Genomic DNA, 24,623 nt, shown 5'->3' on the forward strand with positions numbered 1-24,623 from the left:
CTGCTACATCCAGAGCACCAGTACTCTGCTCGCCGGTCGTCGTCCCGTCAGCCGGCCCGCACCCGGCGGACCCAGCGGGCGATCTGCTCGGCGGTCTCCTCGGTGCGGGTCAGGGCCACCATGTGCCCGGCGCCGGGCAGCTGGACCAGCTCGCCGTCGGCGAGCTCCGGCATCAGCTCGTCGATCTCCTGCTGCGGCACCTCCGGGTCGTGCTCTCCGTGCAGCACCAGGGTGGGGACGGTCAGCGCCGAGGCGTACCGGACGCCGTTGGTGCTGACGCTGGCCAGCGTCGTCCGGGCCAGCGGCACCCGCCGGCTGCCCATGAAGTCCTCCCGGACCTGGGCGACCGCGGCCTCCGGTGCACCCGGCTCGAAGGCGAACTTCCGCACCAGCCGGTCGGCCAGCGGCTCGAAGGGCCGCACCCGGTTCGCGACGACCGCCACCAGGCGCAGCGCCTTCAACCAGCTGCGACGCACGATCCGGCGCGCCATCGGCGGCAGCCCGTCGGCCGGGAACCCGGCGAACGTCACCCCCGAGCCGCCCGACCCGGCGAACACCACCCCGGCGATGCGGTCCAGCCCGAGGTCGCGGGCGTGCACGATGATGATGCCGCCGCCGAGGCTGTTGCCGACCACGACCGCCTGCTGACCATCGGGCACCACCTCGGCGAGCACGGTGGCCAGGTCCTGGGCGTGCGCCTCGAGGCTGTACTCGTCGGCGGGGGCGTTGCCGCTGCGACCGTGTCCCCGCAGGTCGTACCGGACCACGCGGTGTCGGTCGGCGAGCAGCTCGGGTACGCGGCCCCAGGAGTCGGTGGTCATGCCCAGGCCGTTGACGAGCACGACGACCGGGCCGTCGTCCGGGCCCTGGATCTGCAGGGTCAGGACGGTGGCATCGAAGGAGACGACGTAGGACACCGAGGAACGGTATGTCGGCCGCGTGCCGCCCGCTCGGCGATCAGCCGGCGCCGAGGGCCACCACGTCGCCGACCACCCACACGGCGGGCGGGCGGACGCCCTCGTCGGCGATGGTCTTCCCCAGCCCGGCGAGGGTGGTGCGCAGGGTCCGCTGCGCCGGGGTGGCGCCGTCGCTGACCACGGCGACCGGCGTCTCCGGGGCCCGGCCGTGCTCGACCAGGGCGGCGGAGATCGCCGGGGCGGTGTCCACCCCCATCAGCACCACGACGGTGCCGCGCAGCCGGCCCAGCGCCGCCCAGTCGACCAGCGACGCCGGGTGCCCCGGCGGCACGTGCCCGGAGACGACGACGAACTCGTGCGTCAGCCCCCGGTGGGTGACCGGGACGCCGGCCAGGCCGGGGACGGCGATGGCACTGGTCACGCCCGGCACGACCTCGACCGGCACGCCGGCGGCCGCGCATGCCTCCAGCTCCTCGTAGCCCCGGCCGAAGACGAACGGGTCGCCGCCCTTGAGCCGCACCACCCGGCGGCCGGCCAGCGCGTGCGAGACCAGCAGCTCGTTGATCTGCTCCTGCGCCATCGAGCGACCGCGCGGCAGCTTGGAGGCGTCGATGACCAGGACGTCGGCCGGCAGGGAGGCCAGCAGCCCCTGCGGCGCCAGGTGGTCGGCGACGACGACGTCTGCCGTGGCGACCGCCTGCCGGCCGCGCACCGTCACCAGTCCGGGGTCGCCCGGCCCGCCACCCACCAGGACGACGCTGCCGGCGGCCACCGAGGGCGTGCGGGAGGCGCGGTCGGCGATGGAGCCGTCGGTGAGCCCGGTCAGCACCGCGTCCCGGACGCCGATGGCCCGCTGCGGGTCTCCGCCGCCGTGCACGCCGATGACGAGGTCGCCCTGCCGGCCGACCGCCGGGGTCCAGACGCTGGAGGCGCCGCGGTCGTCGGCGCGGGCGCAGAACACCCGGTCGCGCTCGGCCTCGGCGGCGACGGCGGCGTTCACGGCTGGGTCGTCGGTGGCGGCCACGGCGTACCAGGCGCCGGACAGGTCGCCCTGGACCCAGCGCCGCGGGTGCCAGGTGACCGAACCGGGCGCGACCAGCGCCTCGAGGGCCGGGGTGAGCTCGGGGCTGACCACGGTGACCTGCGCGCGGGCCTCGAGCAGGCCGGCGACCCGGCGGTGCGCGACCTGGCCCCCGCCGACGACGACGACGCGGCGACCGGCCAGCCGCAGACCCACCGGGTAGACGGTGCCCGGATCGGGAGAGGCGCTCACTTCTCGGTGACCCCTGCCGAGTCGAAGGTGGCGACGTCGCGCAGCGCGCGGGCCGCGCTGGCCACCAGGGGCAGGCTCAGCAGTGCTCCGGTGCCCTCGCCGAGGCGCAGGTCGAGCCCGAGCAGCGGGCGCAGTCCCAGCGCACGCAGGGCCTGACCGGAGCCGGGCTCGGCGGAGGTGTGACCGGCGAACGCGTGTTCCAGGGCAGCCGGGCACAGGGCTGCGGCGACGAGGGCGGCCGAGCCGGCGATCACGCCGTCCAGCAGCACCGGCACCCGGGCAGCGGCGGCGCCCAGCACGAAGCCGGCCAGCGCCGCGTGCTCGAGCCCGCCGAGCTCGGCCAGCGCGGCGAGCGCCGCCTCGGGGGTGGCCGGGCGGGCCGGCACGCGGGCGACCGCGCGGGTGACCACCTCGATCTTGCGGGCCAGCGTGGGGTCGTCGATGCCGGTGCCGCGACCGGTCGCCTCGACCGGGGCGGCGCCGGTGAACACGCAGACCAGGGCCGCGGAGGCGGTGGTGTTGCCGATCCCCATGTCGCCGGTGACCAGGCAGCCGTGGTCGGCGGCGAGCGTCGTCGCCACCTCGATGCCGACCTCGACCGCCTGCCGGGCCTCGGTGATGGTCATCGCCGGGCCGCGGGAGAGGTCGGCGGTGCCGCGGCGGACGTTGCGCTCCAGCAGGCCCGCGGCGGGGCCGACCGGGGAAGCGACCCCGACGTCGACCACGACGACGTCGGCGCCCAGCTGTGCGGCGAAGGCGTTGACCACCGCACCGCCGGCGGCGAGGTTCGCCACCATCTGCGCGGTGACCTCCTGCGGCCACGGGGTGACCCCCTGGGCGTGCACCCCGTGGTCGCCGGCGAAGACCGCGACCACGGCCGGCTCGGGCAGCGGGGGCGGGCAGGCCCCGGCGGTGCCGGCCAGCTGCGCGGCGACGTCCTCGAGCACCCCGAGGGAGCCGGGGGGCTTGGTCATCCGGTCCAGCCGCTCCCGGGCGGCCCGCTCGGCGGCGGTGTCCCGTGGGGTGACGGCGGCGATGGTCGCGCCCAGCAGCGTGCCGGCGAAGGGGGTCGGGTCGGTGCTCAGCGGACCTCCTCGGTCGTGATGATCGGGTCAAGGGTCTCAGCCAGCGCCGACGCGAACGCACGGGAGGTCTCCGGGTCGCGGACGGCGATCCGCAGGTGGTCGCTGCCCAGGCCGGGGAACGTGTCGCCCCGGCGCACCGCCCAGCCCCGTTCCCGGAGCCGTTCGCGCACCCGGGCGCCCTCCCGCACCCGCAGCAGCACGAAGGACGAGCGCGGGTCGGCGACCACCTCGACCGCGGCTGGCAGCGCCGCCAGCAGCGCGGCCCGGTGTGCGGTCAGCTGGTGCGCCACCTCCTCGGCCTCCGCCCGGGCGGCCGGGGTGGTGCAGGCGGTCAGGGCGGCCAGCGCCGGGGTCGAGACCGGCCAGTGCGGTTGCTGGGCGGCCAGCGCGGCGACCAGGTCGGCCGGGCCCAGGGCGTAGCCGACCCGCAGCCCGGCCAGGCCCCAGGTCTTCGTCAGGCTGCGCACCACGAGCAGGCCGGGCAGGTCGCTGCGGCCGGTCAGCGACTCCGGCTCGCCGGGCACGGTGTCGGCGAACGCCTCGTCGACCAGCAGCACCCGCCCGGGGCGGGCCAGCGCGGCGAGGTCGGCGGCGGGGTGCAGCACCGAGGTCGGGTTGGTCGGGTTGCCGACGACGACGAGGTCGGCGTCGGCCGGGACCGCCGCCGGGTCCAGTTGGTACCCCGGCGCGGTCAGCACCAGCCGCTCCACCGGGTGGCCCGCGGCGCGCAGGGCGGCCTCGGGCTCGGTGAAGGACGGGTGGACGACGACCGCCCGGCGGGGGCGCAGCGCCCGGGCGACCAGCGTGAACGTCTCGGCCGCCCCCGCGGTCAGCAGCACCTCGGCCGGGTCGCGGCGGTGCGCGGCGGCGACGGCGGCGCGGGCGGGGCGCAGGTCGGGGTACGCGGCGCTGGCCTCGACCGCCTCGTGCAGCACGGTGCGCAGCCAGGGCGGGGGAGCGTCGGCGCGGACGTTCACCGCCAGGTCCACCAGGCCGGGACCGACCTCGGCATCCCCGTGATGTCGGAGGTCGGGGTCGAGGGCCACCGCGACGGTCACCCGGCCGTGCACCGTCTTGCCGACGACGAGCCGCCCACCCTCGAGCAGCGCCGCGGCCTCGGCGACCGACGCCGTGCCGACGGCGGCGGCGACCCGCACCGACGGGGCCGGCACCGGGACGGCGGCCAGGGTGGCCGCCGGGTGCCCGGTCAGCGGCCAGCCGCGGCGGGCGGCGGCCTCGCGCAGCCCCGGCTCGGCGGCCCGGCTGTCCAGCGTGGCCAGCCGGACGGGGCCCTCCGGAGCCGGCAGCACCGCGTCCACGGCGGCCAGCAGCTCGTCGGCGGTCGCCCCGGAGCGTGCGCCGATGCCCACCACGATCACGCCGTCACCCCGGGGCGGTCGGGGAGCGCGGCGATCAGCGCGTCGGCGTCCCGGGGGAGGGCGCCGTCGGGCAGCAGCCCGAGGGCCTGCAGCCGGGCGCCGACGCTGAGCGCCCACGGGCGGTCCAGCCGGGCGCGGGCCAGTAGCGCGTCGTCGCCGAGGACGACGTCCGGTGCGCCCTGCACCACCCCGCCGTCCACCACCACGGCGACCTCGTCGGCCCAGCGCAGCGCCAGGTCGACGTCGTGGGTGCTCATCACGATCGTCGAGTCGGCCTCCTGCAGCCGGGTGAGTGCGGCCAGTGCCTCGCCGACCGCGGTCGGGTCGAGCCCGGCGGTCGGCTCGTCGAGCATCAGCACGCAGGGCCGCATGGCGACCGCGCCGGCGATGGCGACCCGCTTCCGCTCGCCGTAGGAGAGCTGGTGCGTCGGGCGGCCGGCCAGGTGCGCCACGGCGAGCAGCTCCAGGGCCTCGGTGACCCGCGCCCGCACCTCGTCCTCGGGCAGGCCGAGGTTCACCGGCCCGAAGGAGACGTCCTGGGCGACCGAGGCGCTGAACAGCTGGTCGTCGGGATCCTGCAGCACCAGCTGCACCGCCTGCCGGTGCGCCCGCAGGCCCTTCCGGGTGGCGTGCAGTTCGGCGCCGTCCAGGGTGATGCGGCCGCGCACCGGTGCCAGCGCCCCGGACAGGCAGCGCAGCAGCGTCGTCTTGCCCGACCCGTTCGCGCCCAGCAACGCGAGCCGGCGGCCGGGCGGCACGGTCAGCGAGGCCCCGGCCAGCACCCGGGCGCCGCGCTCGTACCCGGCGACCAGGCCCTCGGCCGCCAGCGTCAGGTGGCTCATGCCAGCACGCTCACGGTGACCAGGGCGGCCAGCCCGACGACGGTGCTCGCGACGAACCGGCGGGAGGAGGGCAGCACCTCCGGCAGCACCCGCAACCCGGTCTCCATGCCGCGTCCGGCCAGCCCGTCGGACAGCCGGCGGGCCCGGTCCCAGGAGCGGGTCAGCACCGCGGCGGCCAGCATCCCCGAGGAGCGGTAGGAGTTCCGGATGCCCGCGTGCCCCATCCGGGCGGCCTGCGCCTCGCGGATGGTGGACAGGCTGGTGAGCAGCACGAACAGCATCCGGTAGGTCACCGAGGCCACCTCGACCACGGCGTCGGGCACCCGCATCCGGTGCAGCGCCGGCAGCAGGTCCGACATCGGTGTCGTCGTCGCCAGCAGCAGCACCGCCGCGCTGCCGGCCACCGCGTGCCCGACCAGCCCGCCCGCCCGGGCGGCGGCGTCCGGTGCCCAGCCGAGGCCGCCGTCCCCGACCTGGACGACGGCGGTCACCGCCCCGATCAGGATGAACGCCAGCGGCAGCCGGACCGCGCGGCCGAACGTGCGCGCCGGCACCCGGGCCGGGCCCAGCGCCAGGACGAGGGCGGCCAGCCCGACCAGCAGGCTCCCCGGCCAGGCCGGCAGCACCAGCGCGGCGAGCACCAGCCCTCCGCTGAGCAGCAGCTTGTCGGCGGGGGAGCGCAGCCGCCAGGCACTGGCCCAGGCGGCGTCGTCGATCGCCAGCCCGGTCACGGCGCCGCGGGGGGCGTGGCTACCTCCGCCGTCGGGCGCTGTCGCTCCGCCGTCCGCCGGCCCTTCAGCCGGCCGAGCACGTAGCCCAGCACGCCGCCGCCCAGCGCCGCCTGCATCGCGAACAGGCCGGACTCGATCTCGGAGGACCCGGGGGAGAAGACCGACTCGAACCACGGCTCGTAGCCGGCGTCGGAGTCCTCGATCAGCTCGGTGGCCTGGCTGTCCGTGCCGGCGTACTCGCTGCCGCCGTCGAGCAGCAGCGGGGTGGCGAACAGGGCGATCACGGCCAGCACCAGCAGTGCGGTGACCAGGTGCCGCCTCATCGCTCACCACCCGGGGTGGCCTCGGCCACCGGGGCCTGATCGGGTTCCGGCGTGCGGCGGAGGACGCCGAGGCGCTCCAGCTCGGGGCGGGCGTTGACCACCAGCACCCGGAACAGCAGGACGCCGAGCAGGCCCTCGCCGATCGCCAGCGGCACCTGGGTGAACGCGAAGACGGAGAGGAACTTCGCCGCCGCCCCGGCGAAGCCACTGGCTGCGTCGGGGTGCGCCCAGGCCAGCTGCAGCGCCGTCGTCACGTAGGTGGCCAGGTCGGCCACGGCCATGGCGGCGAAGACCCCGGGGAGCAGCCCGCCCCCGCTGCGCCGGACCAGCCGGTAGACGGCGTAGCCGGCCCAGGGACCGACCACCGCCATCGAGAACGCGTTGGCGCCCAGGGTGGTCAGTCCGCCGTGCGCCAGCAACAGTGCCTGGAACAGCAGCACCACCGTGCCGAGCAGGGCCATCACCGGTGGTCGGAACAGGACGGCGCCCAGCCCGGTGCCGGTCGGGTGGCTGGAGCTGCCGGTGATCGAGGGCAGCTTGATCGCGCTGAGCACGAAGGTGAACGCCCCGGCGGCGCCGAGCAGCAGGGTCGACTCCGGGTTCTCGCGCACCTCCTTGACCACGGCCCGGGCACCGTGCACGACGAACGGGGCGGCGGCGATCGTCCAGCCGATGGCGTGCGCGGGTGGCAGGAACCCCTCAGCGATGTGCATGCCCGACCTCCTGGGGGACCCGCGCGGCGGCGGCGACGAAGCGGGTGGCCATCCCGGGGGAGCCGGCCCAGTTCAGGTGCAGGTAGGAGGCGTGCACGTTGCCGGTCACGAAGCCCTCCGGCCCGTCGGCGTTCCACTGCCAGGCGGGGGTCGCCCCGGCGGCCGGACCGGCGGTGGTGCGGTGGAACTCGTGGCCGCGCACCCGAGTGCCGGCCGGGGCCAGCACGCTGTCGGTGAGCGCCACCGCCGCGCGGTAGCCCAGCGTGAGCCGGGGGTGCATCGCCGTCGTCGTCGGCAGTACACCGCACATCGGCTCGCCGTCCAGCTCCTGGGAGAGGTACAGCAGCCCGGCGCACTCCGCGGCGATCGGGCCGCCGCGGGCGGCGAGGTCGGCGATCGCCGTCCGCAGGCCGACGTTGGCGCTGAGCGCGCTGGCGTGCACCTCGGGGAAGCCGCCGCCGACGACCAGCGCCCGGGTGCCCGCGGGGAGTGCGCCGTCCCGCAGCGGGTCGACGGTCACCACCTCGGCGCCGGCCGCGGTGAGCAGCTCGGCGGTCTCGGCGTAGCCGAAGGTGAACGCCGGGCCGCCGGCCACCGCAACGACCGGGCGGCCCTCGACCGGGGTCACCTCGGCGGCCGGGTCCCACGGCTCGCCGGTGAGGTCCGGCGCGGTGCGGGCCAGCCGCAGGACGGCGTCCAGGTCGATGCTGGACTCGACGACCGCGCCCAGCGCGCGCACGGTGCGCACCGCCTCCGCCGACCGCTCGGCGGCCGGCACCAGGCCCAGGTGCCGGGACGGCGTCTGCAGCTCCGCGATCCGGCGGACCGCACCGAGCACCGGCACCCCGGCCGTGCCCAGCGCCTCGCGCAGGATCGCCTCGTGCCGGTCGCTGCCGACCCGGTTGAGGACGACGCCGCCGATCCGCACCGTCGGGTCGAAGGTGGCGAACCCGTGCACCAGCGCGGCCACGCTGCGGGCCTGGGACGCCGCGTCGACGACCAGCACCACCGGGGCCTGCAGGTGCGCGGCGACCTGGGCGGTGGAGCCGTAGCCGGGCTCGACGCTGGCGTGTGCGGCGCCGTCGAACAGCCCCATCACGCCCTCGACCACCGCGACGTCGGCGCCCCGCGAGCCGTGCAGGAACAGCGGGGTGATCCGGTCGTCGCCGACCAGCCACTTGTCCAGGTTGCGACCCGGGCGGCCGGCGGCGAGACCGTGGTAGCCCGGGTCGATGTAGTCGGGGCCGACCTTGTGCGGGCTCACGGAGAGCCCACGGTTGGTGAGCGCAGCGATCAGCCCGGTCGTGATCGACGTCTTGCCGGCGTTCGACGACGGCGCCGCCACCACGATCCGCGGGATGGTGGTCATCGCCCGACCCCCACCGCGACAGAAATGGCCATTTCTGTCCCCGGGTGGGGACGTGACGGTCGACAAGGAGCGACAGAAATGGCCATTTCTGTCGGACAGGACGGGCGGGTCACCACTCGATCCCCCGTTGGCCCTTCTGGCCGGCGTCCATCGGGTGCTTGACCTTGGTCATCTCCACGACCAGGTCGGCGGCCTCGATCAGCGCCGGCGGGGCGTTCCGCCCGGTGATGACGACGTGCTGGCTGCCCGGCCGGTTCGTCAGGGTCTCGACGACGTCCTCGATGTCGACCCAGCCCCACTTCAGTGGGTAGGTGAACTCGTCGAGCACGTAGAAGCGGTGCGCCTCGGCGGCCAGGTCGCGCTTGATCTGCGCCCAGCCCTCGGCGGCGTCACCGGCGTGGTCGGTCTCGTCGCCGTGCTTGCGGGACCAGGACCAGCCCGAGCCCATCTTGTGCCAGACCACCGGGCCGCCCTCGCCGGTGGTCTCGTGCACCCGGCCCAGTGCGGTCAGCGCGTTCTCCTCGCCGACCTTCCACTTGGCGCTCTTGACGAACTGGTAGACCGCGATCGACCAGCCCTGGTTCCACGCCCGCATCGCCATCCCGAAGGCGGCGGTGGACTTGCCCTTCATCTCGCCCGTGTGCACCGCGAGCAGCGGCCGGTTGCGGCGCTGCCGGGTGGTCAGCCCGTCGACCGGGACCGCGGTCACCTGCCCCTGCGGCATCAGGCGGCCTCTCGCACCGTGCGGACCAGCGACTCCGCGCCGAGCTCCTCGAGCCGCATCGTCTGTGCGCCCAGCGCCGTGCCCAGCGACGCGGCCAGTCCCAGCCGCACCGGCCCGGACTCGCAGTCGACGACGACGCTCGCCGTCCCGGCCGCGGCCAGCAGGCCGGCGGCCCGTCGGGCGTCGGAGAGGTGGTCACCGCCGCGCGGACCGGTCGCCCGGCCGTCGGTCACGACGACGAGCAGCGGACGGCGCTGCGGGTCGCGGACCCGCTCCAGACGCAGCGTCTCGTGCGCCCGCAACAGCCCCGCGGCGAGCGGCGTGCGCCCGCCGGTGGGCAGGCTGGTCAGCCGGGCGGCCGCGGCCTCCACCGACCAGGTCGGCGGCAGGGTCAGCTCGGCGTCCCCGCCGCGGAAGGTGATCAGCCCGACCTTGTCCCGGCGCTGGTAGGCGTCCATCAGCAGCGAGAGGACGGCGCCCTTCACCGCGGCCATCCGGGAGCGGGCGCCCATCGAGCCGCTGGCGTCGACCACGAAGAGAACGAGGTTGCCCTCCCGGCCCTCCAGCGTCGCCTGGCGCAGGTCCTCGTGCTGCAGGCGCAGCCCGGCGCCGGTGCGGCCGCGGGCCCGCTGGTGCGGTGCCGCGGCCAGCACGGTGTCGACCAGGTGCAACTTGGTGACGCTGCCCTCGGGACGGCGGGAGCCGACCACCCGGCCGCGCTCGCTGCGCGCCTTCGATCGCCGGCCCGCCGCGCCCGCACCGATGCCGGGGACCTCCAGCCGCTGCACCCGGAACGCGGCGTCCGGGGCGACGGCGGCCTTCTCCGGGGCGGGCGCGGCGTCGGTGTGCCCGCCGCCCTCACCCCGCGGCGCCGTCGTCGGCGGCTGCTCGTCCGCCGCCCCGCCGTCCTCCGGAGCCGGCGCCGACTCACCCTCAGCACCACCGGAATGGCCATCCTGGTGGTCGGGGGAGCCGTCGCCCGGGGGAGGGCTGCCGTCGTCTGGTCCGTCGGTGGGGTCGGTGCCCTCGGGTGGGGTGGGGTCGTCGTCCGGGTCGTCGTCGGGGCGGGAGTCGGCGAGGGCCTGGTCCAGGGTGTCGTCGTCGAGGCCGGGGGCGTCGAAGGGGTTGCGCCGGCGGCGGTGCGGGAGGGCGAGCCGGGCGGCGACCCGGACGTCGTCCTCGGTGACGTCGGTGCGGCCGCACCAGGCGGCGTGCGCGATCGCGGCGCGGGCGGTGACTAGGTCGGCGCGCAGGCCGTCGACGTCGAAGGCGGCGCAGACGCTGGTGACCTGGCGGAGCGCGGCGTCGCTCAGCACCACGCTGGGCAGCAGGGCGCGGGCCGCGGCGATCTGGGCCGCCAGCTCACGCTCGGAGACGGCCCAGGCGGCGGCGAAGGCGGCCGGGTCGGCGTCGTAGCCGAACCGGCGGCGGACCACCTCGGCGCGCAGGTCGGCGTCCCGGGGGGCGGCCACCTCGACGGTGAGCCCGAACCGGTCCAGCAGCTGGGGGCGGAGCTCGCCCTCCTCCGGGTTCATGGTGCCGACCAGCAGGAAGCGGGCGGCGTGCCGCACCGAGACGCCCTCGCGCTCGACGTAGGCCCGGCCCAGGGCGGCGGCGTCCAGCAGCAGGTCGACCAGGTGGTCGTGCAGCAGGTTGACCTCGTCGACGTACAGGACGCCGCGGTGCGCGCCGGCCAGCAGCCCAGGCTCGAAGGACTTCACGCCCTCGGTGAGCGCACGCTCCAGGTCCAGCGAGCCGACCAGCCGGTCCTCCGAGGCGCCGACCGGCAGCTCGACGAGGCGGGCCGGGCGGGTGACGGGGCGGTCGTCGGCGGAGTGCGGGCCGTCCGGGCACTCCGGGTCGGGGGCGGCGGGGTCGCAGGCGAAGCGGCAGCCGGCGACGACGTCGACCGGGGGCAGGACGGCGGCCAGGGCGCGCACCGTCGTGGACTTCGCCGTGCCCTTCTCGCCGCGCACCAGCACTCCACCCACGGCGGGGGAGACGGCGTTGAGCAGCAGCGCCAGTCGCATGTCGTCCATGCCGACGACGGCGCCGAAGGGATAGGTCATCAGCAGACCACAGGTCCTCTCCCCGGGTGTCCACGCCCGGAGGTGGCAGGAAGCGACGGCGGGAGTTCCTGACTCCCCGGTCGGGACCGGGTCACAGTGGCGGGACCGCGCCGGGGTCGCACCGGGCTTCCTCCACTGCCGTCGCAGTTGGAGCGTCATTCGACCACGCGCACCCCGGGTGAGGACAGGGGCGTGTCTCTTGACGAAGTGGAAAGTGATGCGGCAGTCTTTCCGGCATGGAAAGAGACGGGATCGACCGGGGGGACGCCGCCGCCCAGCTGGTCGCCCTGCAGGCCGACCGGGCGGCGCTGGCTGATCGCGTGATGCAGCCCTGGTGGCACGACGTGGCGTCGGGGCTGTTGCTCTTCGGCTTCCTCGCCTCCTACGTGATCGAGACCTCCTGGGTGCGCGCGATGGCGGTGCTCGTCTTCGCGCTGGGCCTCTGCGCGTTGGCGTGGAGCTACCAGCGGCGCACCGGCGTCTGGGTGTACCCGGACAGCAAGGCCTGGCTCACCTGGGTGCCGCTGGCCCTGGTCGTGTCGGTACCGGCGATGGTGCTGGCGGAGGACCACGGCCAGCTGTGGGCCATGCCCGTCGCCGGCGCCGTCCTCGGCCTCGCGCTCGCCCTGCTGAGCCGCTGGTGGACCCGTCGCTGGATCGCCGAGCTCCGGGGCGAGCTGTGAACGGCGGCGAGTCCCAGGCGGATGGGCCGGTGACCGGCCCAGAGGCGGCGGCCGCGCAGCTCGCGGCGCTGCAGTCGGACCGGGCTGCGCTGGCCGACCGGGCGATGCAGCCCTGGTGGTACGACGCGCTGCTGGGGCTGATGACCTTCGCCTTCTTCGCGTCCTACTCGCTGTGGTTCCCCTGGGGTCCGCTGGTGGCCATCCCCCTCTTCGGCGCGGGCACGCGCTGGCTGATGTCGGTGTACCGGCGCCTCACCGGCACGTGGGTCAGCGGCGACCGGCCCGGTCCGACCCGGCGTGCGTGGCGGGTGTGGATCGTCTGCAGCCTGGCGGTCCTGGCGCCGGCCATGGTGCTGGAGCTGCTCCTGGACGTCCGCGGCGCGATGGCGGTGGCCGGCGTGGTCCTCGGGGTCGGCATCGCGTTCATCAGCCGGTGGTGGTCCCGGATCTACATCGCCGAGCTCCGGGGCGAGCTGTGATGGGTGAGGACCGCGCCCGGGCGGACCCCATCCCGTCGGCCACCGAGCGGGACGCCGCCACGGCCCAGCTCGCCGCGCTCGAGGCCGACCAAGTGGCGCTCGCCGAGCGGATCGTCCAGCCGTGGTGGTGGGACGGCGCACTGGGACTCCTCTTCGCGGGGTTCATCAGCAGCTACTCCACCCACAGCGGCTTGGTGATCGGCGCGGCGCTGCTGGTCTTCCTGGCCGGGGTGCGCGCTCTAGAGGCCACGTACCGGCGGATCACCGGGGTCTGGTGGGACGCGCGCGAGGTCGGCCCGGTCCAAAACCGGGTCCGCCGGGCGACACGCTGGTGGCTGGTCGGCTGCCTCGGTGCCATGGCCATCGGCGCCGCTGCTGAGTTCCTGCTCGACGTACGCGGCGCGATGGTCGTCGCCGGCGTGGCGCTCGGCATCGGGGTCGCCCTGAGCTCGCGCTGGGTGACCCGGATCTACGTCGCAGGCCTGCGGGCCGGGCGGTGACCGCCGTCGAGCCGCGGTTCGACGCCGTCGTCCACGCACCGCCCCGGCTGCAGATCTGCGGGCTGCTGGCCGCCGTCGACACGATGGAGTTCGCCGCCGTCCGGGACGCGGTGCAGGTCAGCGACTCGGTGCTCTCCAAGCACGTCAAACAGCTGGAGGAGGCGGGCTACGTGCAGGTGCGCAAGGCGACCATCGCCTCCCGCCAGCGCACCAGCCTGGCGCTCACCAAGGCGGGCCGGGCGGCGTTCGACGCCCACGTCGCCGAACTCCGCCGCATCGCCGGCGTCTGAAGAAAGACCGCCTTCCCTCTGCCCTTCGCCAGCTCAGGGCGGGTCCCGGAAAGGGAGCCGAGGGGGTCGGGCAGAGTGCCCGGCGTGGCACGGGGGCGATGGCGGCGGGTGCTCGACTGGACCGTGGTCCTCCTCGTCGGGATCGGCGCCACCCTGGCACTCGACCTCCTCGCCGTGCCCTCCGCCGCGTTGTTCGGCGGCCTGGTGGCCGGGCTGGGGCGGGCGCTGCTCGGCTCGACACCGCTGGCGCTCCCGCGGCCGGCCGGCACCGGCGCGCAGGCGGTCATCGGGGTCTCGATCGGCGCGCTGATCCAGGCCGACACGCTGCGCACGGTCGCCGACCACTGGCTGCCGGTGCTGCTGATCACCGTCGCCACGCTCGCCGTCAGCCTGGTCGCCGGGCAGCTGATGCGGCTGCAGCCCGGCATCAGCCCGGTCACCGGCGCGTTCGCGATGATCGCCGGCGGCGCCTCCGGGATCACCGCGATGGCCCGGGACCTGGGCGCCGACGCGCAGGTGGTCGCCGTCCTGCAGTACCTGCGGGTGCTGCTGATCGTGACCGCGATGCCGATCGTGGCCACCACGGTCTACGGCGCCTCGGGCGGTGCGGCGACGAGGGCCGACGAGGGCCCCGGCTGGCCCGCCGGGCTGCTGTTCACCGTGGTCTGCGTGGTCGTCGGGGTGCTGCTCGGCCGGGTGAGCCGGTTGCCGGTGGGTGCACTGCTGGGTCCGCTGACGGTGGCCGCCGTCCTCGACGTGACCGGGCTGTCGCAGGGGGCCACCGTGCCGCCGCTGGTGGAGGCGGCCGGCTTCCTGGCGATCGGACTGCAGGTGGGCCTGGGGTTCACCCGGGCGAGCCTGCGGCTGGTCCGCCGGACGCTGCCCCTGGCGATCGTGCTCATCGTCGGCGCGGTCGTCGCCTGTGCCGGGCTGGGGGTGGTGCTGTCCCGCACCGCCGGGGTGAGTGCGCTCGACGGGTACCTGGCCACCACGCCGGGCGGGCTCTACGCGGTGCTCGCCACGGCGACCGGCAGCGGTGCCGACGCGACGTTCGTGCTCGCGGTCCAGGTGCTGCGGTTGTTCGTGATGCTCTTCTCCGCACCGCTGCTCGCTCGCTGGCTGGGTCGGGGACAGCGACCGGGGTAGCCGCTGCTCGGCAACGATCCGCGGTCGCCATGTGTCAGGCGGCGCAGACGTGGCATGTCCTGGTGCATGGCAGCTGAGGAACCCCGATCCGACCTCGATGACCGGGCCGCCCCCGCCTGGCTGGTGCGCACAGCCGCCGTGGGCGGGCGGCTGCTCGTGCTCGCGGTCCTGGTCTGGCTGCTCGCCGGGCTGGCCGTGAAGCTCACCCTGGTGCTCGTCGCCGTGCTGACCGCGCTGCTGCTCGCCGGGGTGGCCGCACCTGCGGTGCAGTGGGCCAGCAGGCGAGGCGTGCCGCGGTGGGTCTCCGCCGGTGCGGCCGTGCTGCTGCTCCTGGTGGTGCTGGTCGGCGCGCTGCTCGGCCTCAGCGCCCGGGTCGCCTCGCAGCTGCCCCAGCTCCGCGACGCCCTGGACCGGGTGTCCACCCAGTTCTCGGAACGCTTCGGCATGTCGATGCCCTCGATCGGTGACCTGGTGGGCGGCGGAGGGCAGGGCGGCTCCGCCGTCGGCGCGCTGGTCGGGCCGGCGCAGACGCTCCTCGAGGCCCTCCTCGGCGTCTTCCTCGCCCTGGCACTGGCGTTCCTGTTCCTGACCAGCGGCCCGGGCATGTGGCAGTGGCTGCTCGGCAAGTTCGGCGGCCGGGTCCGGGAGGACGTCGACGCGGGCGGCCGGGCGGCGTGGGGCACGGTGGGTGCCTACGTGCGGGGGCTGACCATCGTGGCCCTGTTCGACGCGGTCGGCATCGGGCTCGGTCTGCTGCTGCTCGGCATCCCGCTGGCGCTCACCCTGGCCGCGCTGCAGTTCGTCGCCTCCTACATCCCCACCATCGGCGCCTTCGTCGCCGGGGCGGTGGCCGTCCTGGTCGCCTACGGCGCCGAGGGCCTCGGCACCGCCGCGCTCGTGCTGGGCCTGGTCGTGCTCGTCCAGCAGCTCGGCAACGACGTCGTCGAGCCCTACGTGATGAAGAGCCGGCTGCCGATCAACGCGGCCATGGTCCTGATCGCGGTGACGGCCGGTGGACTGCTGTGGGGACTGGCGGGCGCGCTGTTGTTCGTGCCCCTGGTCGCGGCGGCGTCGGCGGCCGGTCACGAGGTCTGGACGCGGCACGGATCACGCCCGATCGCCGGCGGTTGACCGCCAGCGCTACGGGACGAGCGGCTCCTCGGTGCCTACCCTGGTCGGGGCCGCCACCCGGCGGGGCACTGGCACCGAGCGAGGAGGACCGCGCTGTCCGAGAACGACACGGCCGCGACCGGCACCCCCGAGGACGAGGGCGCCGTGCTGCTGTTCGTCGGCGGCCCGCTCGACGGTCGGGTCGAGGTCCGCGAGGCCCGGCACGGTGAGCCGCTGCCGACGATCACCCACACCCACCTGCACGGCGGGCCGAAGGTGGTGCACCGGTACGACCTGCGGTCGCTGACCGACTCCGCAGGGGTCTACCACCTGCGGTCCCGCACCCAGCCGGACGACGACGCCGGCTGACGGGTCCCGCCGTCAGCCGCGCAGCCGGCGCACCGCGACGGCGACCTGGTCGAACTGGGCACGGCCCAGCGCCGCGCCCTCGCGCCGGACGTCGCTGGGGTCGATCCGCAGGACCCGGTCGATCCGCGCCTCGCTGGGCCGGCCCTGCCGGTCCCACGCGCCGCTGCCCACGTCGACCCAGTGCCGGCCGTGCCGGGCCTCGTCGGCGGCGTCCCGGTCGTGGTCCTTGCTGGTCAGCATGAGACCCAGGAGCGCGTCGCCGTCGCGACCGACGACCAGCACCGGCCGGTCCTTGCCGCGGCCGTCGCCCTCGTCGAAGGGCACCCAGGTCCAGATGACCTCGCCCGGGTCGGGACGGCCGTCGGCCCGCGGCGCGTAGTCCAGTTCCAGCGGTCCGGTGTAGTCGGTCGCCAGGTGCACGCGCCGGGGCGGCCCCGCCGGGGGGAGCGGTGCCCGGGCGGGGAGCTCGGCGCCCGGTGTGGCCCACTCGGGGCGAGCCGGGGAGTGGTCGTCGGGACGCCTGCGCGCCCGGTCGCCCCGCCGGAGACTCCGCGCACCCTCCTGGACGACGACGCCCACCAGTCGCTCGAGTGTTCTCCGCCAGTTGCTGCCCGCCACCCTCGGCACGGTAGGCGATGGCCACCGCGACGCGCCGGGCGAGGACACGCCGGAGCCCGTCGGCGGTTCGGCCGCGCGCACCGCCGTGCAGACGACACGCGTGTGACTTCTGTGACAGATGGTGCCGAGAATGCTGCGAAGTGGTCACGACAACGCTTCACTCGCGGGCTGCCGGGTCACACTCCTGACGGCGACACGATCCGGTCGCCATGGGGGAAGAGGGTCGAGAGATGGCCATGGTCGAGCCGGTGCACCCGGCGGAGATGCTCGTGCCACCGGCGGTGCGCGCGAGCGCCCTCGCCGCCTGGCAGCTGGTCGAGGACGCCCGTTACCGGACGCCGGACCGACAGCGCCGCAACGAGCGGCGGCGCCTGCTGGCCCAGCGCGCCGTGGCCGACCGCAAGGCCGAGCGGGAACACCGCACCGACTGACGGACGACCCCGTGCTCCCGGTTCCGCGGGCTCAGCAGGGGCCCGCGGTCAAGTGAGGCAGAACTCGTTGCCCTCCGGGTCGGCGATCGTCACCCAGCGGTGCGGACCCTGCTGCCCCTCGTGCAGCACGGTGGCCCCACGCGCGGTCAGCCGCGCCACCTCGGCGTCCACGGCCTCCGCGCCCACAGCCACGTCCAGGTGCACCCGGTTCTTCACCGTCTTCGGTTCGGGGACCAGCTGGAACAGCACCCGCGGCGCCCCGCCCGTGGGGTGGTTGATCGCCGCGCCGGCCGTCCAGACGAGCTGGCCGTCGTGCTGCATGGTGTCGGCCTCGGTCGCGAGGCCGGCGTCGACCATGCGGCGGATGAAGGCCTCGTCGGTGGGTTCTCGATCCCAGCCCAGGGCCTCGGCCCACCAGTCGGCGAGCGGGTGGGGCGCGACCGAGTCGACGGTGACCTGGAAGGTGTGTGCCATGCCGGGCATGCTGCACCCGGCCACCGACAGGAGCTAGAGCTCCCGGGCGAGGTCCGCGCGGATCGTCGCGTCGTCGGGCAGCGGGGTCTCCAGCGCGCAGTGGTCCTTCAGCACCTGGCCGAACGGCGTCATCGTCGAGCGGTCGACCTGGGCCGAGGGGTCCCACAGCCGCGAGCGCATCACGGCCTTGCCGCACTGGAAGTAGGCCCGCTCCACCTGCACGACCAGCACGGAGCGGGGCTCGCGGCCGAACTCGGTGAAGTCGATGCCCAGGTCGCCGGCGCCGGCCAGCGACGTCGTCCCGTAGACCTTCAGCGTCTCCTCGCAGCCGGGCACGAAGAACAGCAGCGCCGCCCGCGGGTTGGCGGCCAGGTTGCGCAGGCCGTCGACCCGGTTGTTGCCCTGCCGGTCGGGCAGCGCCAGGCGGTGCTCGTCGAGCACGTGCACGAAGCCAGGCTCACCGCCGCGCGGGGAGACGTCCGGCCACCCCTCGGCGTCGGCGGTCGCCAGCGTGGCGAACGGCGACCGGCTGATGAAGGCCCGGCAGTGCTCGTCGACCCGGTCGATGACCTTGTCGAGCACCAGCTGGGACGGGGTCCGGTAGCCGGCCAGCACCTCGAGGTCGGCAGCGGTGGTGTCGGGGGCGGCAGTCACGGCCCCGACGGTAACGGCCGGGCCGCCGGAGGTGGTCGGTAACCTGCCCCCTCGTGCCTGCGGTGTGGAGTGCTCCGGTCCGGTTCGTCGAGTGCGACCAGCAGGGCGTCGTCTTCAACGCCCACTACCTGACCTGGGCCGACGAGGCGGTCACCGCCTGGTGGGGAACGGTCGGGGTCCCGCACGGGGCGCTGGACGCCTCGGGCGTCGAGTACCTCGTCAAGGCCACCGCGCTGGATTGGAGCTCCTCGGCCCGGTACGGCGACACGGTCGCGGTCGACGCCGAGCTGACGAAGCTGGGCCGCACCAGCCTGACGCTCCTGCTCACCGTGCGGGTGGGCGAGCGGGTCTGCTGCACCGTGCAGACCACGTACGTGGCGACCACCGACGGTCGGCCGGTGCCGTGGCCCGACGAGGTGCGGGCCCGGGTCAGCGCGGGCTGAGCCCGCTGGCCAGCACCGGGAGCCCCGCCGGTGGCCCGGACTCGACCAACCGCCACAGCGCGTCGGTGTCCGCGTGCTCGGCGATCAGGTCGCCGAGTGCGTCGAGCCGGGCCTCGCGTTGGTGCGCGAAGTCCGTGTCGGGGGCCACGGTGAACCGCCGGCCGGCGATCCGGGCGACCTCGGTGAGGAAGGCTCGGCGGAAGCCGTCGGACTCCAGGGCCCCGTGCCACGTCGTCCCGAAGACCGAGCCGGCGCGGGCGCCGTCCAGGAACGGCTCGGCGCCGTCGTCCAGGCGCACCACGCCGTGGTGGATCTCGTACCCGCGGACCGGCTCACCCAGGGCGGAACCGGTCGGCCGGCCCAGGGTCTTCTCCCGGGCGAAGGTCACGTCGGCCGGCAGCAGCCCGAGCCCGGGGACGACGCCGGCCCGGGACTCGACGTCGTCGCTGATCGTGCGGGCCAGCATCTGGTGGCCGCCGCAGATGCCGAGCACCGGGCGGCCCTCGGCGGCCCGCCGGGCGACGGCGTCGGCCAGCCCGGTCTCCCGCAGCCACTGCAGGTCGGCGACGGTGGACCGGGTCCCGGGCAGCACCACCAGGTCGGCGTCGGCGAGCTCCTCGGGGCGGGTGGCGTAGCGCAGCAGCACGCCGGGCTCGGTGGCCAGCGCATCCAGGTCGGTGAAGTTGGACAGCCGGGGCAGCCGGGCGACCGACACCCGCAGCACGTCCTCCCCGTGCGGCGGGCCGGCGGGGGCGCGGACGGCGTCGACGCCCAGGGAGTCCTCGACGTCCATCTCCAGGCCGCTGCGCCAGGGGAGCACCCCCAGCGTCGGCCGGCCGGTGAGCGCGGCGAGCTGGTCCAGACCCGGGGCCAGCAGCCGGACGTCGCCGCGGAACTTGTTGACCAGGAACCCGGCGACCAGCGCCTGGTCGGCCGGGGGCATCAGCGCCACGGTGCCGTAGAGGGCGGCGAACACCCCGCCCCGGTCGATGTCGCCGACCACCACCACGGGCAGCCCGGCGGCGGTGGCCAGGCCCATGTTGGCGATGTCGTCGGCGCGCAGGTTGATCTCGGTGGGGGAGCCGGCGCCCTCGCAGACCACCACGTCGAACCGGGAGCGCAGGTCGGCCAGGCAGGCCAGCGCCTGCTCCAGCAACGCTGCCTTCATCGGCCGGTAGGACAGCGCGGTCACGTCGGCGACGGGCTTGCCGAGGACGACGACCTGGCTGGCGTTCTCCCCGCCCGGCTTGAGCAGCACCGGGTTCATCGCGGCCTCGGGTTCCACCCGGGCGGCGGCGGCCTGCATCACCTGGGCGCGGCCGATCTCGGAGCCGTCGGCGGTGACCATCGAGTTGTTGCTCATGTTCTGCGCCTTGAACGGCGCGACCGACACGCCCTGGCGCACCAGCCAGCGGCAGATGCCGGCGGTGACCACGGACTTGCCGGCGTCGGAGGTCGTGCCCGCGACGAGCAGCGCACCACCCATGGGGTCGCTCCGCGACCAGCCGTCCCGGCCGACCGTCACGGATGGCTCGCGTCGATCATCGGCGAACGGTCGCCGACACGCCGGTGGGGCGCCGGATGCCGATGATCATCACGGGGGTGGTGCGGTGGGGGCTCACCAGCCGGCCTTCTCCTGGCCGGAGAGGTCCGCGATCGCCTCCATCACGCGGTCGGTGACCTCGCGCCGCGCCTTGCCCTTGCCCGCCAGGCCCCGGTGCTCGGGGAAGGTCAGCGGCTCCCCGAAGGTGACCCGCACCCGGTGCGGGCGCGGCCACTTCGCGCCGATCGGCTGGACCTTGTCGGTGCCGTGCACCGCCACCGGCACCACGGGGCAGTCGGCGGTCAGCGCCAGCCAGGCCACGCCGGTCTTGCCGCGGCCGAGCCGGCCGTCGCGGGACCGGGTGCCCTCGGGGTAGACGCCGAACCCCTCCCCGGCCTGCAGCACCCCGAGCGCGGTGTCCAGCGTCGCCTGGGCGGCCCGGGCCTCCTGTCGCTCGACCGGCAGCGCGCCCAGTGCGGTGAACAGCGTGCGCGTGAGCCAGCCACCGATGCCCGGGCCGTGCCAGTACTCGGACTTGGCCAGGTAGCCGACCTTGCGCGGCGCCATCAACGGGATGGCGAAGCTGTCGATGAAGGAGAGGTGGTTGCTGGCCAGGATGACCGGGCCGGTGAGGGGGACGTTGGCCCGGCCGGTGACCTTGGGCCGGAAGGCGAGGACGAACAGCGGCCGGAGCACGAACCGGACGAGCAGGTAGAACACGCCGCAGTCCCCCTTCCTCGTCCCGGCCTGCGTGACGCGGGTCCCGGCATCTTCTCCGACGACCGCCGGCCGGGGACGAGCGGGTGCGCTCAGACGGAGCGGCCGGGCGGGGACGCGTCGTGCAGGATCTCGCGGACGTCGTCGGGCAGCGGGTGGCGGCCGCTGGCCGAGTCGACGATCGCGACGGCCACGTCGCGCACCTTGCGGTGGGTGTGGCTGGAGATGTGCGCCAGCAGGTCGAACGCGACCTGGTCACCGCAGCTCATGAGCAGCATCAGGACGCCCTTGGCCTGCTCGATGGCCGCTCGGCTGGCCATCGCGCTGCGCAGCTGCTCGACCTCGGTCTCCAGTTGGTGCACGTGCTCGTCGGCGGGCTGGGGCGGGCGGCCCTCGGTGATGTCGACGACGAGGCCGGCCAGGGCGACCACCGCGCCGGACGCGTCGGTCTCCGGCTCGCAGGCGAGCACGACCGTCCGCTGCTCGCCGTCGGCGCGCACCACGCGGTGCTCGCGGGTGACGGCGGCGCCGGTGGTGCAGGCGACGGCGAGGGCCTCCTGGACGCCGGGGCGGTCGGCCGGGTGCACGTGGGCGAGGAGGAGCTGGGCACCGGGCAGGGTCGAGCCGTCCGGCATGCCGTAGAGGGCGTGCAGCTCCGGGGACCACCACCACTGCTCGGTGGCCAGGTCACCATGGAAGCGGCCGGTCAGTCGGGCGACGTCGGAGTCGACCGCGTGGAGCGCGCGGTGGACCGGGCCGGTCGCCCCGCTCGGGGTCGGGGCTGCGGGGTGGCGGTGGAGGGCGGAGGGCGACATGGCATCAGCCGGTTTCTCTGCTGGCGCACCGGTTGCTCCGGTGGAGGTCGTCGAGCCGTTGGCTTGACCCGGGCGACCCATCGAGCCCGCAGGCCCGACCGCTCCAGTGCCCGAGAAGTTACCGCTCGTGTGCACGCCGCGCACTCCTGCCCCAGCCCATCGAAAGAGCCACGGGCGGGTCTGACCTGGGGTGACGGCCCGATCACTCAGATGACGGTGGGCGCCGGAGTCGTCGGGTGACGGCCTGCCAGGCTCAGGGTCCCGGCGAGGGACGCGAGCACGTCGACCGCGGCGCACAGCTCGTCGGCCGGCCGGGTGAACGGGAGCCGTAGGTGGTCGTCGAAGGCGTGCCCGGTGCCGAAGACCCGCCCCTCGGCCAGCAGGACGCCCCGCGGGGCCGCTCCCGCGGTGAGCGCGGCCGAGCTCAGCCCCGGCGGCAGGGCGCACCACAGGGAGAGCCCGCCCGACGGCGGGTGCACCCGCCACTGGGGCAGCCGGGCGGCCAGCGCGGCCAGCAGGGCGTCCCGCTGGGTGCGCAGCTGGTCGCGCCGCCAGGTCAGCACGGCGTCCAGGTCCTGCACGAGGGTCGTCGCCGCGAGCTGGTCCAGCAGGCCGACGGAGAGCTGACGCCGCCCCAGCACCGCGCTCAGCCGAGCGGCCAGCGCGGCGTCGGCGCGCAGCCAGCCGATCCGCAACCCGCCCCAGACCGGCTTGGCCAGCCCGCCGACGGTCACCGTCGCGGTGTCGGGCAGCCCGGCGGCGTACGGCGGCAGCGGGCCGCCGTCCGGGCCCTCGTCCAGGTACAGCTCGGCGCACGACTCGTCCACCAGCGTCAGCACGCCCTGCTGCCAGAGGGTCGCGGCCAGCCGGCGGCGCCCGGCGGCGGTCAGCCGGGCGCCGGTCGGGTTGGTGAAGTCGGGGATGAGCACGGCCATCCGTGGGCCGCTCTGCCGGGCGGCGAGGTGCGCCGCCTCCACGAGGTCGTCGGGACGGCGCTCGTCGACCGGCACCGGCACCAGCCGCGCGCCCACGCTCTCCACCAGACGCAGGGCGCCGGGGTAGCTGGGGTGTTCCACCAGCACCCGGTCGCCCGGCTCGAGCAGGGCCTCGGCGACCACCGCGGAGGCGTCGCCGACGCCGGAGGTGACGACGACCTGGTCGGGGTCGGTCGGCAGGCCGCGCGCGGTGAACCGGTCGGCGATCGCGGCGCGCAGCTCCGGCAGGCCACCGGGGGCGTACCCGTGGCCGGCGGTGAAGGCCGGGAGCCGGCGCAACGCCTGCTGGTAGGCCGGCTCCAGCTGGGGTGCGGCCGATGGTGCAGCGTGCGCCAGGTCGACCAGTCCGGGGACGTCCCGGGGCAGCCAGCCTGCCGAGGGGGAGGCGCCGCTGGGCACCTCGACGACCGTGCCCGAGCCCTGCCGGGTGCGCGCCCAGCCGTCCTCCCGCAGCACCCGGTAGGCCGAGGCGATGGTGACCCGGCTGGTGTCCAGGGCCGCGGCGAGGTCGCGCTCGGCAGGCAGCCGGGTGCCCGCGGGCAGCTGGCCGGTCAGCACCAGCTCGCGGACCCGCCGGGCCAGCCCGGCGTACCGGGGACCCGGCAGGGCCGCGACCGGCCCGATGAGCGCCGCGACCTCGTGCGTCGAACTGGCCTGCTGGGCGTCGACTGGCATGGGACCACTGTGCCGGATTGGCCCGCTTTACGGGACCTTGACCGATGCCAGTGTCGCGGCATGAACCCCGGAACTGGTCTCGTCGTCCTGATCGGCCTGCTCGTGGCGCTGGGTGTCCTGGCCGGCGCCACGCTGCTGGTGACCCTGCGCGGCGGCCTGGGCCCGGCCGACCCGCCGGCCAGTCACGCGCGCACCGACCCGGCTGGCTTCCCCACGCCCTCCGAGCCCCGGGGTGCGCTGCATCGCCGCCCGGGGGTGCCCCGTCAGGCGGAGCGGCCCCGACGGCGCGCTCGGCTCAGCCCCGCGAGGATGGCAGCCGCCGTCCACACCGCTCGAGAGAGCCGGACGGCCCGGCGGATGTCCCCGCGCACGGGGGGCTGACCGTCGCCCAGCGTGGGCCGCTCCTCCACCCGGGTGCCGTAGACGTTGCGGCCGCCCAGTCGCAGCCCCAGGGCGCCGGCCAGCGCGGCCTCGCACCGGCCGGCGTTCGGGCTCGGGTGGGCGGCGCCGTCCCGGTGCCAGGCCCGCCAGGCGCCGGCGGGCGACCCCCCGACCAGCGGCGCGACGGCCACGGTCAGCAGGGCGGTCAGCCGGGCCGGCAGCCAGTTCAGGACGTCGTCGAAGCGCGCCGCGGCCCAGCCGAAGCGGGCGTACCGCGCCGACCGGTACCCGACCATCGCGTCCAGGGTGTTGGCCGCGCGGTAGCCGAGCAGCCCGGGCAGGCCGGCGACCGCACCCCAGAAGAGCGGGGCGACGGCGGCGTCCGAGGTGTTCTCCGCGACCGACTCCACGGTGGCCCGCACCAGCTCCGCCTCGCCGAGACCGCGGGGGTCGCGGCCGGCCAGGGTGGACAGGTGCGCCCGGGCGGCCGGCAGGTCCCCGGTGGCCAGGTGCCCCGCCATGGTGTCCGCCGCCCGGCCCAGCGAGGTGCCGCCGAGCACGGCCCAGGTGGCTCCGGCGGTCACCAGGGTCCGGGCGACCGGCCGGTCGGCGGTCGCCCGGTGCAGCACGGCGCCCAGCGCGGTCGCCGTCCCGACGCAGACGGTGGTGTAGCCGGCCCCTGCGGCGCGCGAGTCGCGCCAGACCCGGCGCTCCAGCGCGGCGGCCGCCCGGCCGAAACCGGCCACCGGGTGCCCGCGGCGCGGGTCGGCGAGCAGCAGGTCGGCGAGGGCGCCGAGGGCGAGCCCGGCGGCGATCGGAGCGGGCCGGGTGCGCATCGCGGTCACTGTAGGCAGCGGGGGCACTCCCTAGGATCG

General features: G+C 75.8%; 28 protein-coding genes and 1 riboswitch. Of the genes, 9 read left to right on the forward strand and 19 right to left on the reverse strand.

Translation table 11 applies throughout. The features are described 5' to 3' along the window. Positions 1-47: 47 nt before the first annotated feature. The 11 genes from O2W15_RS19190 to O2W15_RS19240 form a co-directional block, all read right to left on the reverse strand. Positions 48-917, reverse strand: coding sequence for an alpha/beta fold hydrolase (locus O2W15_RS19190; RefSeq protein WP_269180543.1), 870 nt, complete (start codon positions 915-917; stop codon positions 48-50). A 40-nt stretch (positions 918-957) separates the two neighbouring features. Next, positions 958-2,190: a uroporphyrinogen-III C-methyltransferase gene (cobA, locus tag O2W15_RS19195; protein ID WP_269180544.1), complete on the reverse strand. Its 1,233-nt coding sequence runs from the start codon at positions 2,188-2,190 to the stop codon at positions 958-960. Next, a complete protein-coding gene (gene cobT, locus O2W15_RS19200; protein ID WP_269180609.1) occupies positions 2,187-3,275 on the reverse strand; it encodes a nicotinate-nucleotide--dimethylbenzimidazole phosphoribosyltransferase in 1,089 nt (362 codons plus the stop codon). The genes cobA and cobT overlap by 4 nt, the downstream gene beginning before the upstream one ends. After that, positions 3,272-4,654, reverse strand: coding sequence for an Rv2231c family pyridoxal phosphate-dependent protein CobC (gene cobC / locus O2W15_RS19205; protein ID WP_269180545.1), 1,383 nt, complete (start codon positions 4,652-4,654; stop codon positions 3,272-3,274). The genes cobT and cobC overlap by 4 nt, the downstream gene beginning before the upstream one ends. Continuing rightward, complete coding sequence (locus O2W15_RS19210) at positions 4,651-5,496, reverse strand: energy-coupling factor ABC transporter ATP-binding protein (RefSeq protein ID WP_269180546.1); 846 nt, start codon at positions 5,494-5,496, stop codon at positions 4,651-4,653. Before O2W15_RS19210 ends, cobC begins: the two co-directional genes overlap by 4 nt. Beyond that, positions 5,493-6,227, reverse strand: a complete 735-nt coding sequence (cbiQ, locus tag O2W15_RS19215; protein WP_269180547.1) for a cobalt ECF transporter T component CbiQ — start codon at positions 6,225-6,227, stop codon at positions 5,493-5,495. The genes O2W15_RS19210 and cbiQ overlap by 4 nt, the downstream gene beginning before the upstream one ends. Next, the gene (locus tag O2W15_RS19220) at positions 6,224-6,550 is read right to left on the reverse strand and encodes an energy-coupling factor ABC transporter substrate-binding protein (RefSeq protein WP_269180548.1); all 327 of its coding nucleotides are present in this window, start codon (positions 6,548-6,550) and stop codon (positions 6,224-6,226) included. The genes cbiQ and O2W15_RS19220 overlap by 4 nt, the downstream gene beginning before the upstream one ends. Beyond that, positions 6,547-7,263 (reverse strand): energy-coupling factor ABC transporter permease, encoded by a 717-nt coding sequence (locus O2W15_RS19225; RefSeq protein WP_269180549.1) that lies wholly within the window; start codon positions 7,261-7,263, stop codon positions 6,547-6,549. The genes O2W15_RS19220 and O2W15_RS19225 overlap by 4 nt, the downstream gene beginning before the upstream one ends. Continuing rightward, positions 7,250-8,632 carry a cobyrinate a,c-diamide synthase gene (locus tag O2W15_RS19230; RefSeq protein WP_269180550.1) on the reverse strand — a complete coding sequence of 461 codons (1,383 nt, stop codon included), beginning with the start codon at positions 8,630-8,632 and terminating at the stop codon, positions 7,250-7,252. Before O2W15_RS19230 ends, O2W15_RS19225 begins: the two co-directional genes overlap by 14 nt. Positions 8,633-8,741: 109 nt before the next feature. Then, positions 8,742-9,356 carry a cob(I)yrinic acid a,c-diamide adenosyltransferase gene (gene cobO, locus O2W15_RS19235; protein ID WP_036332849.1) on the reverse strand — a complete coding sequence of 205 codons (615 nt, stop codon included), beginning with the start codon at positions 9,354-9,356 and terminating at the stop codon, positions 8,742-8,744. After that, positions 9,356-11,425 carry a putative cobaltochelatase gene (locus tag O2W15_RS19240; protein WP_269180551.1) on the reverse strand — a complete coding sequence of 690 codons (2,070 nt, stop codon included), beginning with the start codon at positions 11,423-11,425 and terminating at the stop codon, positions 9,356-9,358. Before O2W15_RS19240 ends, cobO begins: the two co-directional genes overlap by 1 nt. A 62-nt stretch (positions 11,426-11,487) precedes the next feature. Continuing rightward, a riboswitch (cobalamin riboswitch) is annotated at positions 11,488-11,558 on the reverse strand. A gap of 103 nt (positions 11,559-11,661) precedes the next feature. Between O2W15_RS19240 and O2W15_RS19245 the strand changes: the two genes are divergently transcribed. The 7 genes from O2W15_RS19245 (at position 11,662) to O2W15_RS19275 (ending at position 16,002) form a co-directional block, all read left to right on the forward strand. Beyond that, the gene (locus O2W15_RS19245; protein WP_269161354.1) at positions 11,662-12,108 is read left to right on the forward strand and encodes a hypothetical protein; all 447 of its coding nucleotides are present in this window, start codon (positions 11,662-11,664) and stop codon (positions 12,106-12,108) included. A 29-nt stretch (positions 12,109-12,137) separates the two neighbouring features. After that, positions 12,138-12,587, forward strand: a complete 450-nt coding sequence (locus tag O2W15_RS19250; protein ID WP_269180552.1) for a hypothetical protein — start codon at positions 12,138-12,140, stop codon at positions 12,585-12,587. Continuing rightward, on the forward strand, positions 12,587-13,087 hold the full coding sequence (locus O2W15_RS19255; protein ID WP_269180553.1) for a hypothetical protein: 501 nt from the start codon (positions 12,587-12,589) through the stop codon (positions 13,085-13,087). The genes O2W15_RS19250 and O2W15_RS19255 overlap by 1 nt, the downstream gene beginning before the upstream one ends. After that, a complete protein-coding gene (locus O2W15_RS19260; RefSeq protein WP_269161357.1) occupies positions 13,084-13,377 on the forward strand; it encodes a transcriptional regulator in 294 nt (97 codons plus the stop codon). Before O2W15_RS19255 ends, O2W15_RS19260 begins: the two co-directional genes overlap by 4 nt. Positions 13,378-13,461: 84 nt before the next feature. Then, positions 13,462-14,523: an AbrB family transcriptional regulator gene (locus O2W15_RS19265; protein WP_269180554.1), complete on the forward strand. Its 1,062-nt coding sequence runs from the start codon at positions 13,462-13,464 to the stop codon at positions 14,521-14,523. A 66-nt stretch (positions 14,524-14,589) separates the two neighbouring features. Beyond that, the gene (locus tag O2W15_RS19270; protein ID WP_269180555.1) at positions 14,590-15,654 is read left to right on the forward strand and encodes an AI-2E family transporter; all 1,065 of its coding nucleotides are present in this window, start codon (positions 14,590-14,592) and stop codon (positions 15,652-15,654) included. A gap of 144 nt (positions 15,655-15,798) precedes the next feature. Continuing rightward, complete coding sequence (locus tag O2W15_RS19275; RefSeq protein WP_269161360.1) at positions 15,799-16,002, forward strand: hypothetical protein; 204 nt, start codon at positions 15,799-15,801, stop codon at positions 16,000-16,002. 12 nt (positions 16,003-16,014) lie between these two features. On the opposite strand, the gene O2W15_RS19280 is transcribed toward O2W15_RS19275, so the two are convergent. Then, on the reverse strand, positions 16,015-16,620 hold the full coding sequence (locus tag O2W15_RS19280; RefSeq protein ID WP_269161361.1) for a type II toxin-antitoxin system PemK/MazF family toxin: 606 nt from the start codon (positions 16,618-16,620) through the stop codon (positions 16,015-16,017). Positions 16,621-16,850: 230 nt separating this feature from the next. Here O2W15_RS19280 and O2W15_RS19285 point away from each other — a divergent pair, with 230 nt between their 5' ends. Then, positions 16,851-17,051, forward strand: coding sequence for a hypothetical protein (locus tag O2W15_RS19285; protein WP_052090506.1), 201 nt, complete (start codon positions 16,851-16,853; stop codon positions 17,049-17,051). Between the two features lie 48 nt (positions 17,052-17,099). Here O2W15_RS19285 and O2W15_RS19290 read toward each other — a convergent pair whose 3' ends face one another. Both O2W15_RS19290 and O2W15_RS19295 read right to left on the reverse strand, forming a co-directional pair. Next, positions 17,100-17,525, reverse strand: coding sequence for a VOC family protein (locus O2W15_RS19290; RefSeq protein ID WP_269180556.1), 426 nt, complete (start codon positions 17,523-17,525; stop codon positions 17,100-17,102). Positions 17,526-17,558: 33 nt separating this feature from the next. Next, complete coding sequence (locus O2W15_RS19295; RefSeq protein WP_269180557.1) at positions 17,559-18,179, reverse strand: MSMEG_1061 family FMN-dependent PPOX-type flavoprotein; 621 nt, start codon at positions 18,177-18,179, stop codon at positions 17,559-17,561. A 53-nt stretch (positions 18,180-18,232) separates the two neighbouring features. Between O2W15_RS19295 and O2W15_RS19300 the strand changes: the two genes are divergently transcribed. Continuing rightward, positions 18,233-18,622 carry an acyl-CoA thioesterase gene (locus tag O2W15_RS19300; protein ID WP_269180558.1) on the forward strand — a complete coding sequence of 130 codons (390 nt, stop codon included), beginning with the start codon at positions 18,233-18,235 and terminating at the stop codon, positions 18,620-18,622. Here O2W15_RS19300 and O2W15_RS19305 read toward each other — a convergent pair. From O2W15_RS19305 to O2W15_RS19325, 5 genes are all read right to left on the reverse strand, one after another. Continuing rightward, positions 18,609-20,108: a cobyric acid synthase gene (locus O2W15_RS19305; protein WP_269180559.1), complete on the reverse strand. Its 1,500-nt coding sequence runs from the start codon at positions 20,106-20,108 to the stop codon at positions 18,609-18,611. The two genes, O2W15_RS19300 and O2W15_RS19305, sit on opposite strands and share 14 nt — an antisense overlap. Positions 20,109-20,240: 132 nt before the next feature. Next, positions 20,241-20,885 (reverse strand): lysophospholipid acyltransferase family protein, encoded by a 645-nt coding sequence (locus tag O2W15_RS19310; protein WP_269180560.1) that lies wholly within the window; start codon positions 20,883-20,885, stop codon positions 20,241-20,243. Positions 20,886-20,974: 89 nt separating this feature from the next. Next, on the reverse strand, positions 20,975-21,697 hold the full coding sequence (locus tag O2W15_RS19315; protein ID WP_269180561.1) for a PAS and ANTAR domain-containing protein: 723 nt from the start codon (positions 21,695-21,697) through the stop codon (positions 20,975-20,977). Between the two features lie 206 nt (positions 21,698-21,903). Beyond that, entirely contained in the window at positions 21,904-23,367 is a 1,464-nt protein-coding gene (gene yczR / locus O2W15_RS19320) for a MocR-like transcription factor YczR (protein ID WP_269180562.1), read from the reverse strand. 263 nt (positions 23,368-23,630) lie between these two features. Next, entirely contained in the window at positions 23,631-24,584 is a 954-nt protein-coding gene (locus tag O2W15_RS19325; protein ID WP_269180563.1) for a cobalamin biosynthesis protein, read from the reverse strand. Positions 24,585-24,623: the final 39 nt, after the last annotated feature.

The organism is Modestobacter sp. VKM Ac-2979, assembly GCF_026967995.1.
Taxonomy (GTDB): domain Bacteria; phylum Actinomycetota; class Actinomycetes; order Mycobacteriales; family Geodermatophilaceae; genus Modestobacter.

What these genes read in the sequence shown, in the direction of transcription:
- O2W15_RS19210 (WP_269180546.1), bottom strand. Translation starts at nt 5,496, where the DNA reads ATGAGCCACCTGACGCTGGCGGCCGAGGGCCTGGTCGCCGGGTACGAG.
- O2W15_RS19220 (WP_269180548.1), bottom strand. Translation starts at nt 6,550, where the DNA reads ATGAGGCGGCACCTGGTCACCGCACTGCTGGTGCTGGCCGTGATCGCC.
- O2W15_RS19225 (WP_269180549.1), bottom strand. Translation starts at nt 7,263, where the DNA reads ATGCACATCGCTGAGGGGTTCCTGCCACCCGCGCACGCCATCGGCTGG.
- O2W15_RS19230 (WP_269180550.1), bottom strand. Translation starts at nt 8,632, where the DNA reads ATGACCACCATCCCGCGGATCGTGGTGGCGGCGCCGTCGTCGAACGCC.
- cobO (WP_036332849.1), bottom strand. Translation starts at nt 9,356, where the DNA reads ATGCCGCAGGGGCAGGTGACCGCGGTCCCGGTCGACGGGCTGACCACC.
- O2W15_RS19240 (WP_269180551.1), bottom strand. Translation starts at nt 11,425, where the DNA reads ATGACCTATCCCTTCGGCGCCGTCGTCGGCATGGACGACATGCGACTG.
- O2W15_RS19245 (WP_269161354.1), top strand. Translation starts at nt 11,662, where the DNA reads ATGGAAAGAGACGGGATCGACCGGGGGGACGCCGCCGCCCAGCTGGTC.
- O2W15_RS19255 (WP_269180553.1), top strand. Translation starts at nt 12,587, where the DNA reads ATGGGTGAGGACCGCGCCCGGGCGGACCCCATCCCGTCGGCCACCGAG.
- O2W15_RS19270 (WP_269180555.1), top strand. Translation starts at nt 14,590, where the DNA reads ATGGCAGCTGAGGAACCCCGATCCGACCTCGATGACCGGGCCGCCCCC.
- O2W15_RS19285 (WP_052090506.1), top strand. Translation starts at nt 16,851, where the DNA reads ATGGCCATGGTCGAGCCGGTGCACCCGGCGGAGATGCTCGTGCCACCG.
- O2W15_RS19290 (WP_269180556.1), bottom strand. Translation starts at nt 17,525, where the DNA reads ATGGCACACACCTTCCAGGTCACCGTCGACTCGGTCGCGCCCCACCCG.
- O2W15_RS19305 (WP_269180559.1), bottom strand. Translation starts at nt 20,108, where the DNA reads ATGGGTGGTGCGCTGCTCGTCGCGGGCACGACCTCCGACGCCGGCAAG.
- O2W15_RS19315 (WP_269180561.1), bottom strand. Translation starts at nt 21,697, where the DNA reads ATGTCGCCCTCCGCCCTCCACCGCCACCCCGCAGCCCCGACCCCGAGC.
- yczR (WP_269180562.1), bottom strand. Translation starts at nt 23,367, where the DNA reads ATGCCAGTCGACGCCCAGCAGGCCAGTTCGACGCACGAGGTCGCGGCG.
- O2W15_RS19325 (WP_269180563.1), bottom strand. Translation starts at nt 24,584, where the DNA reads ATGCGCACCCGGCCCGCTCCGATCGCCGCCGGGCTCGCCCTCGGCGCC.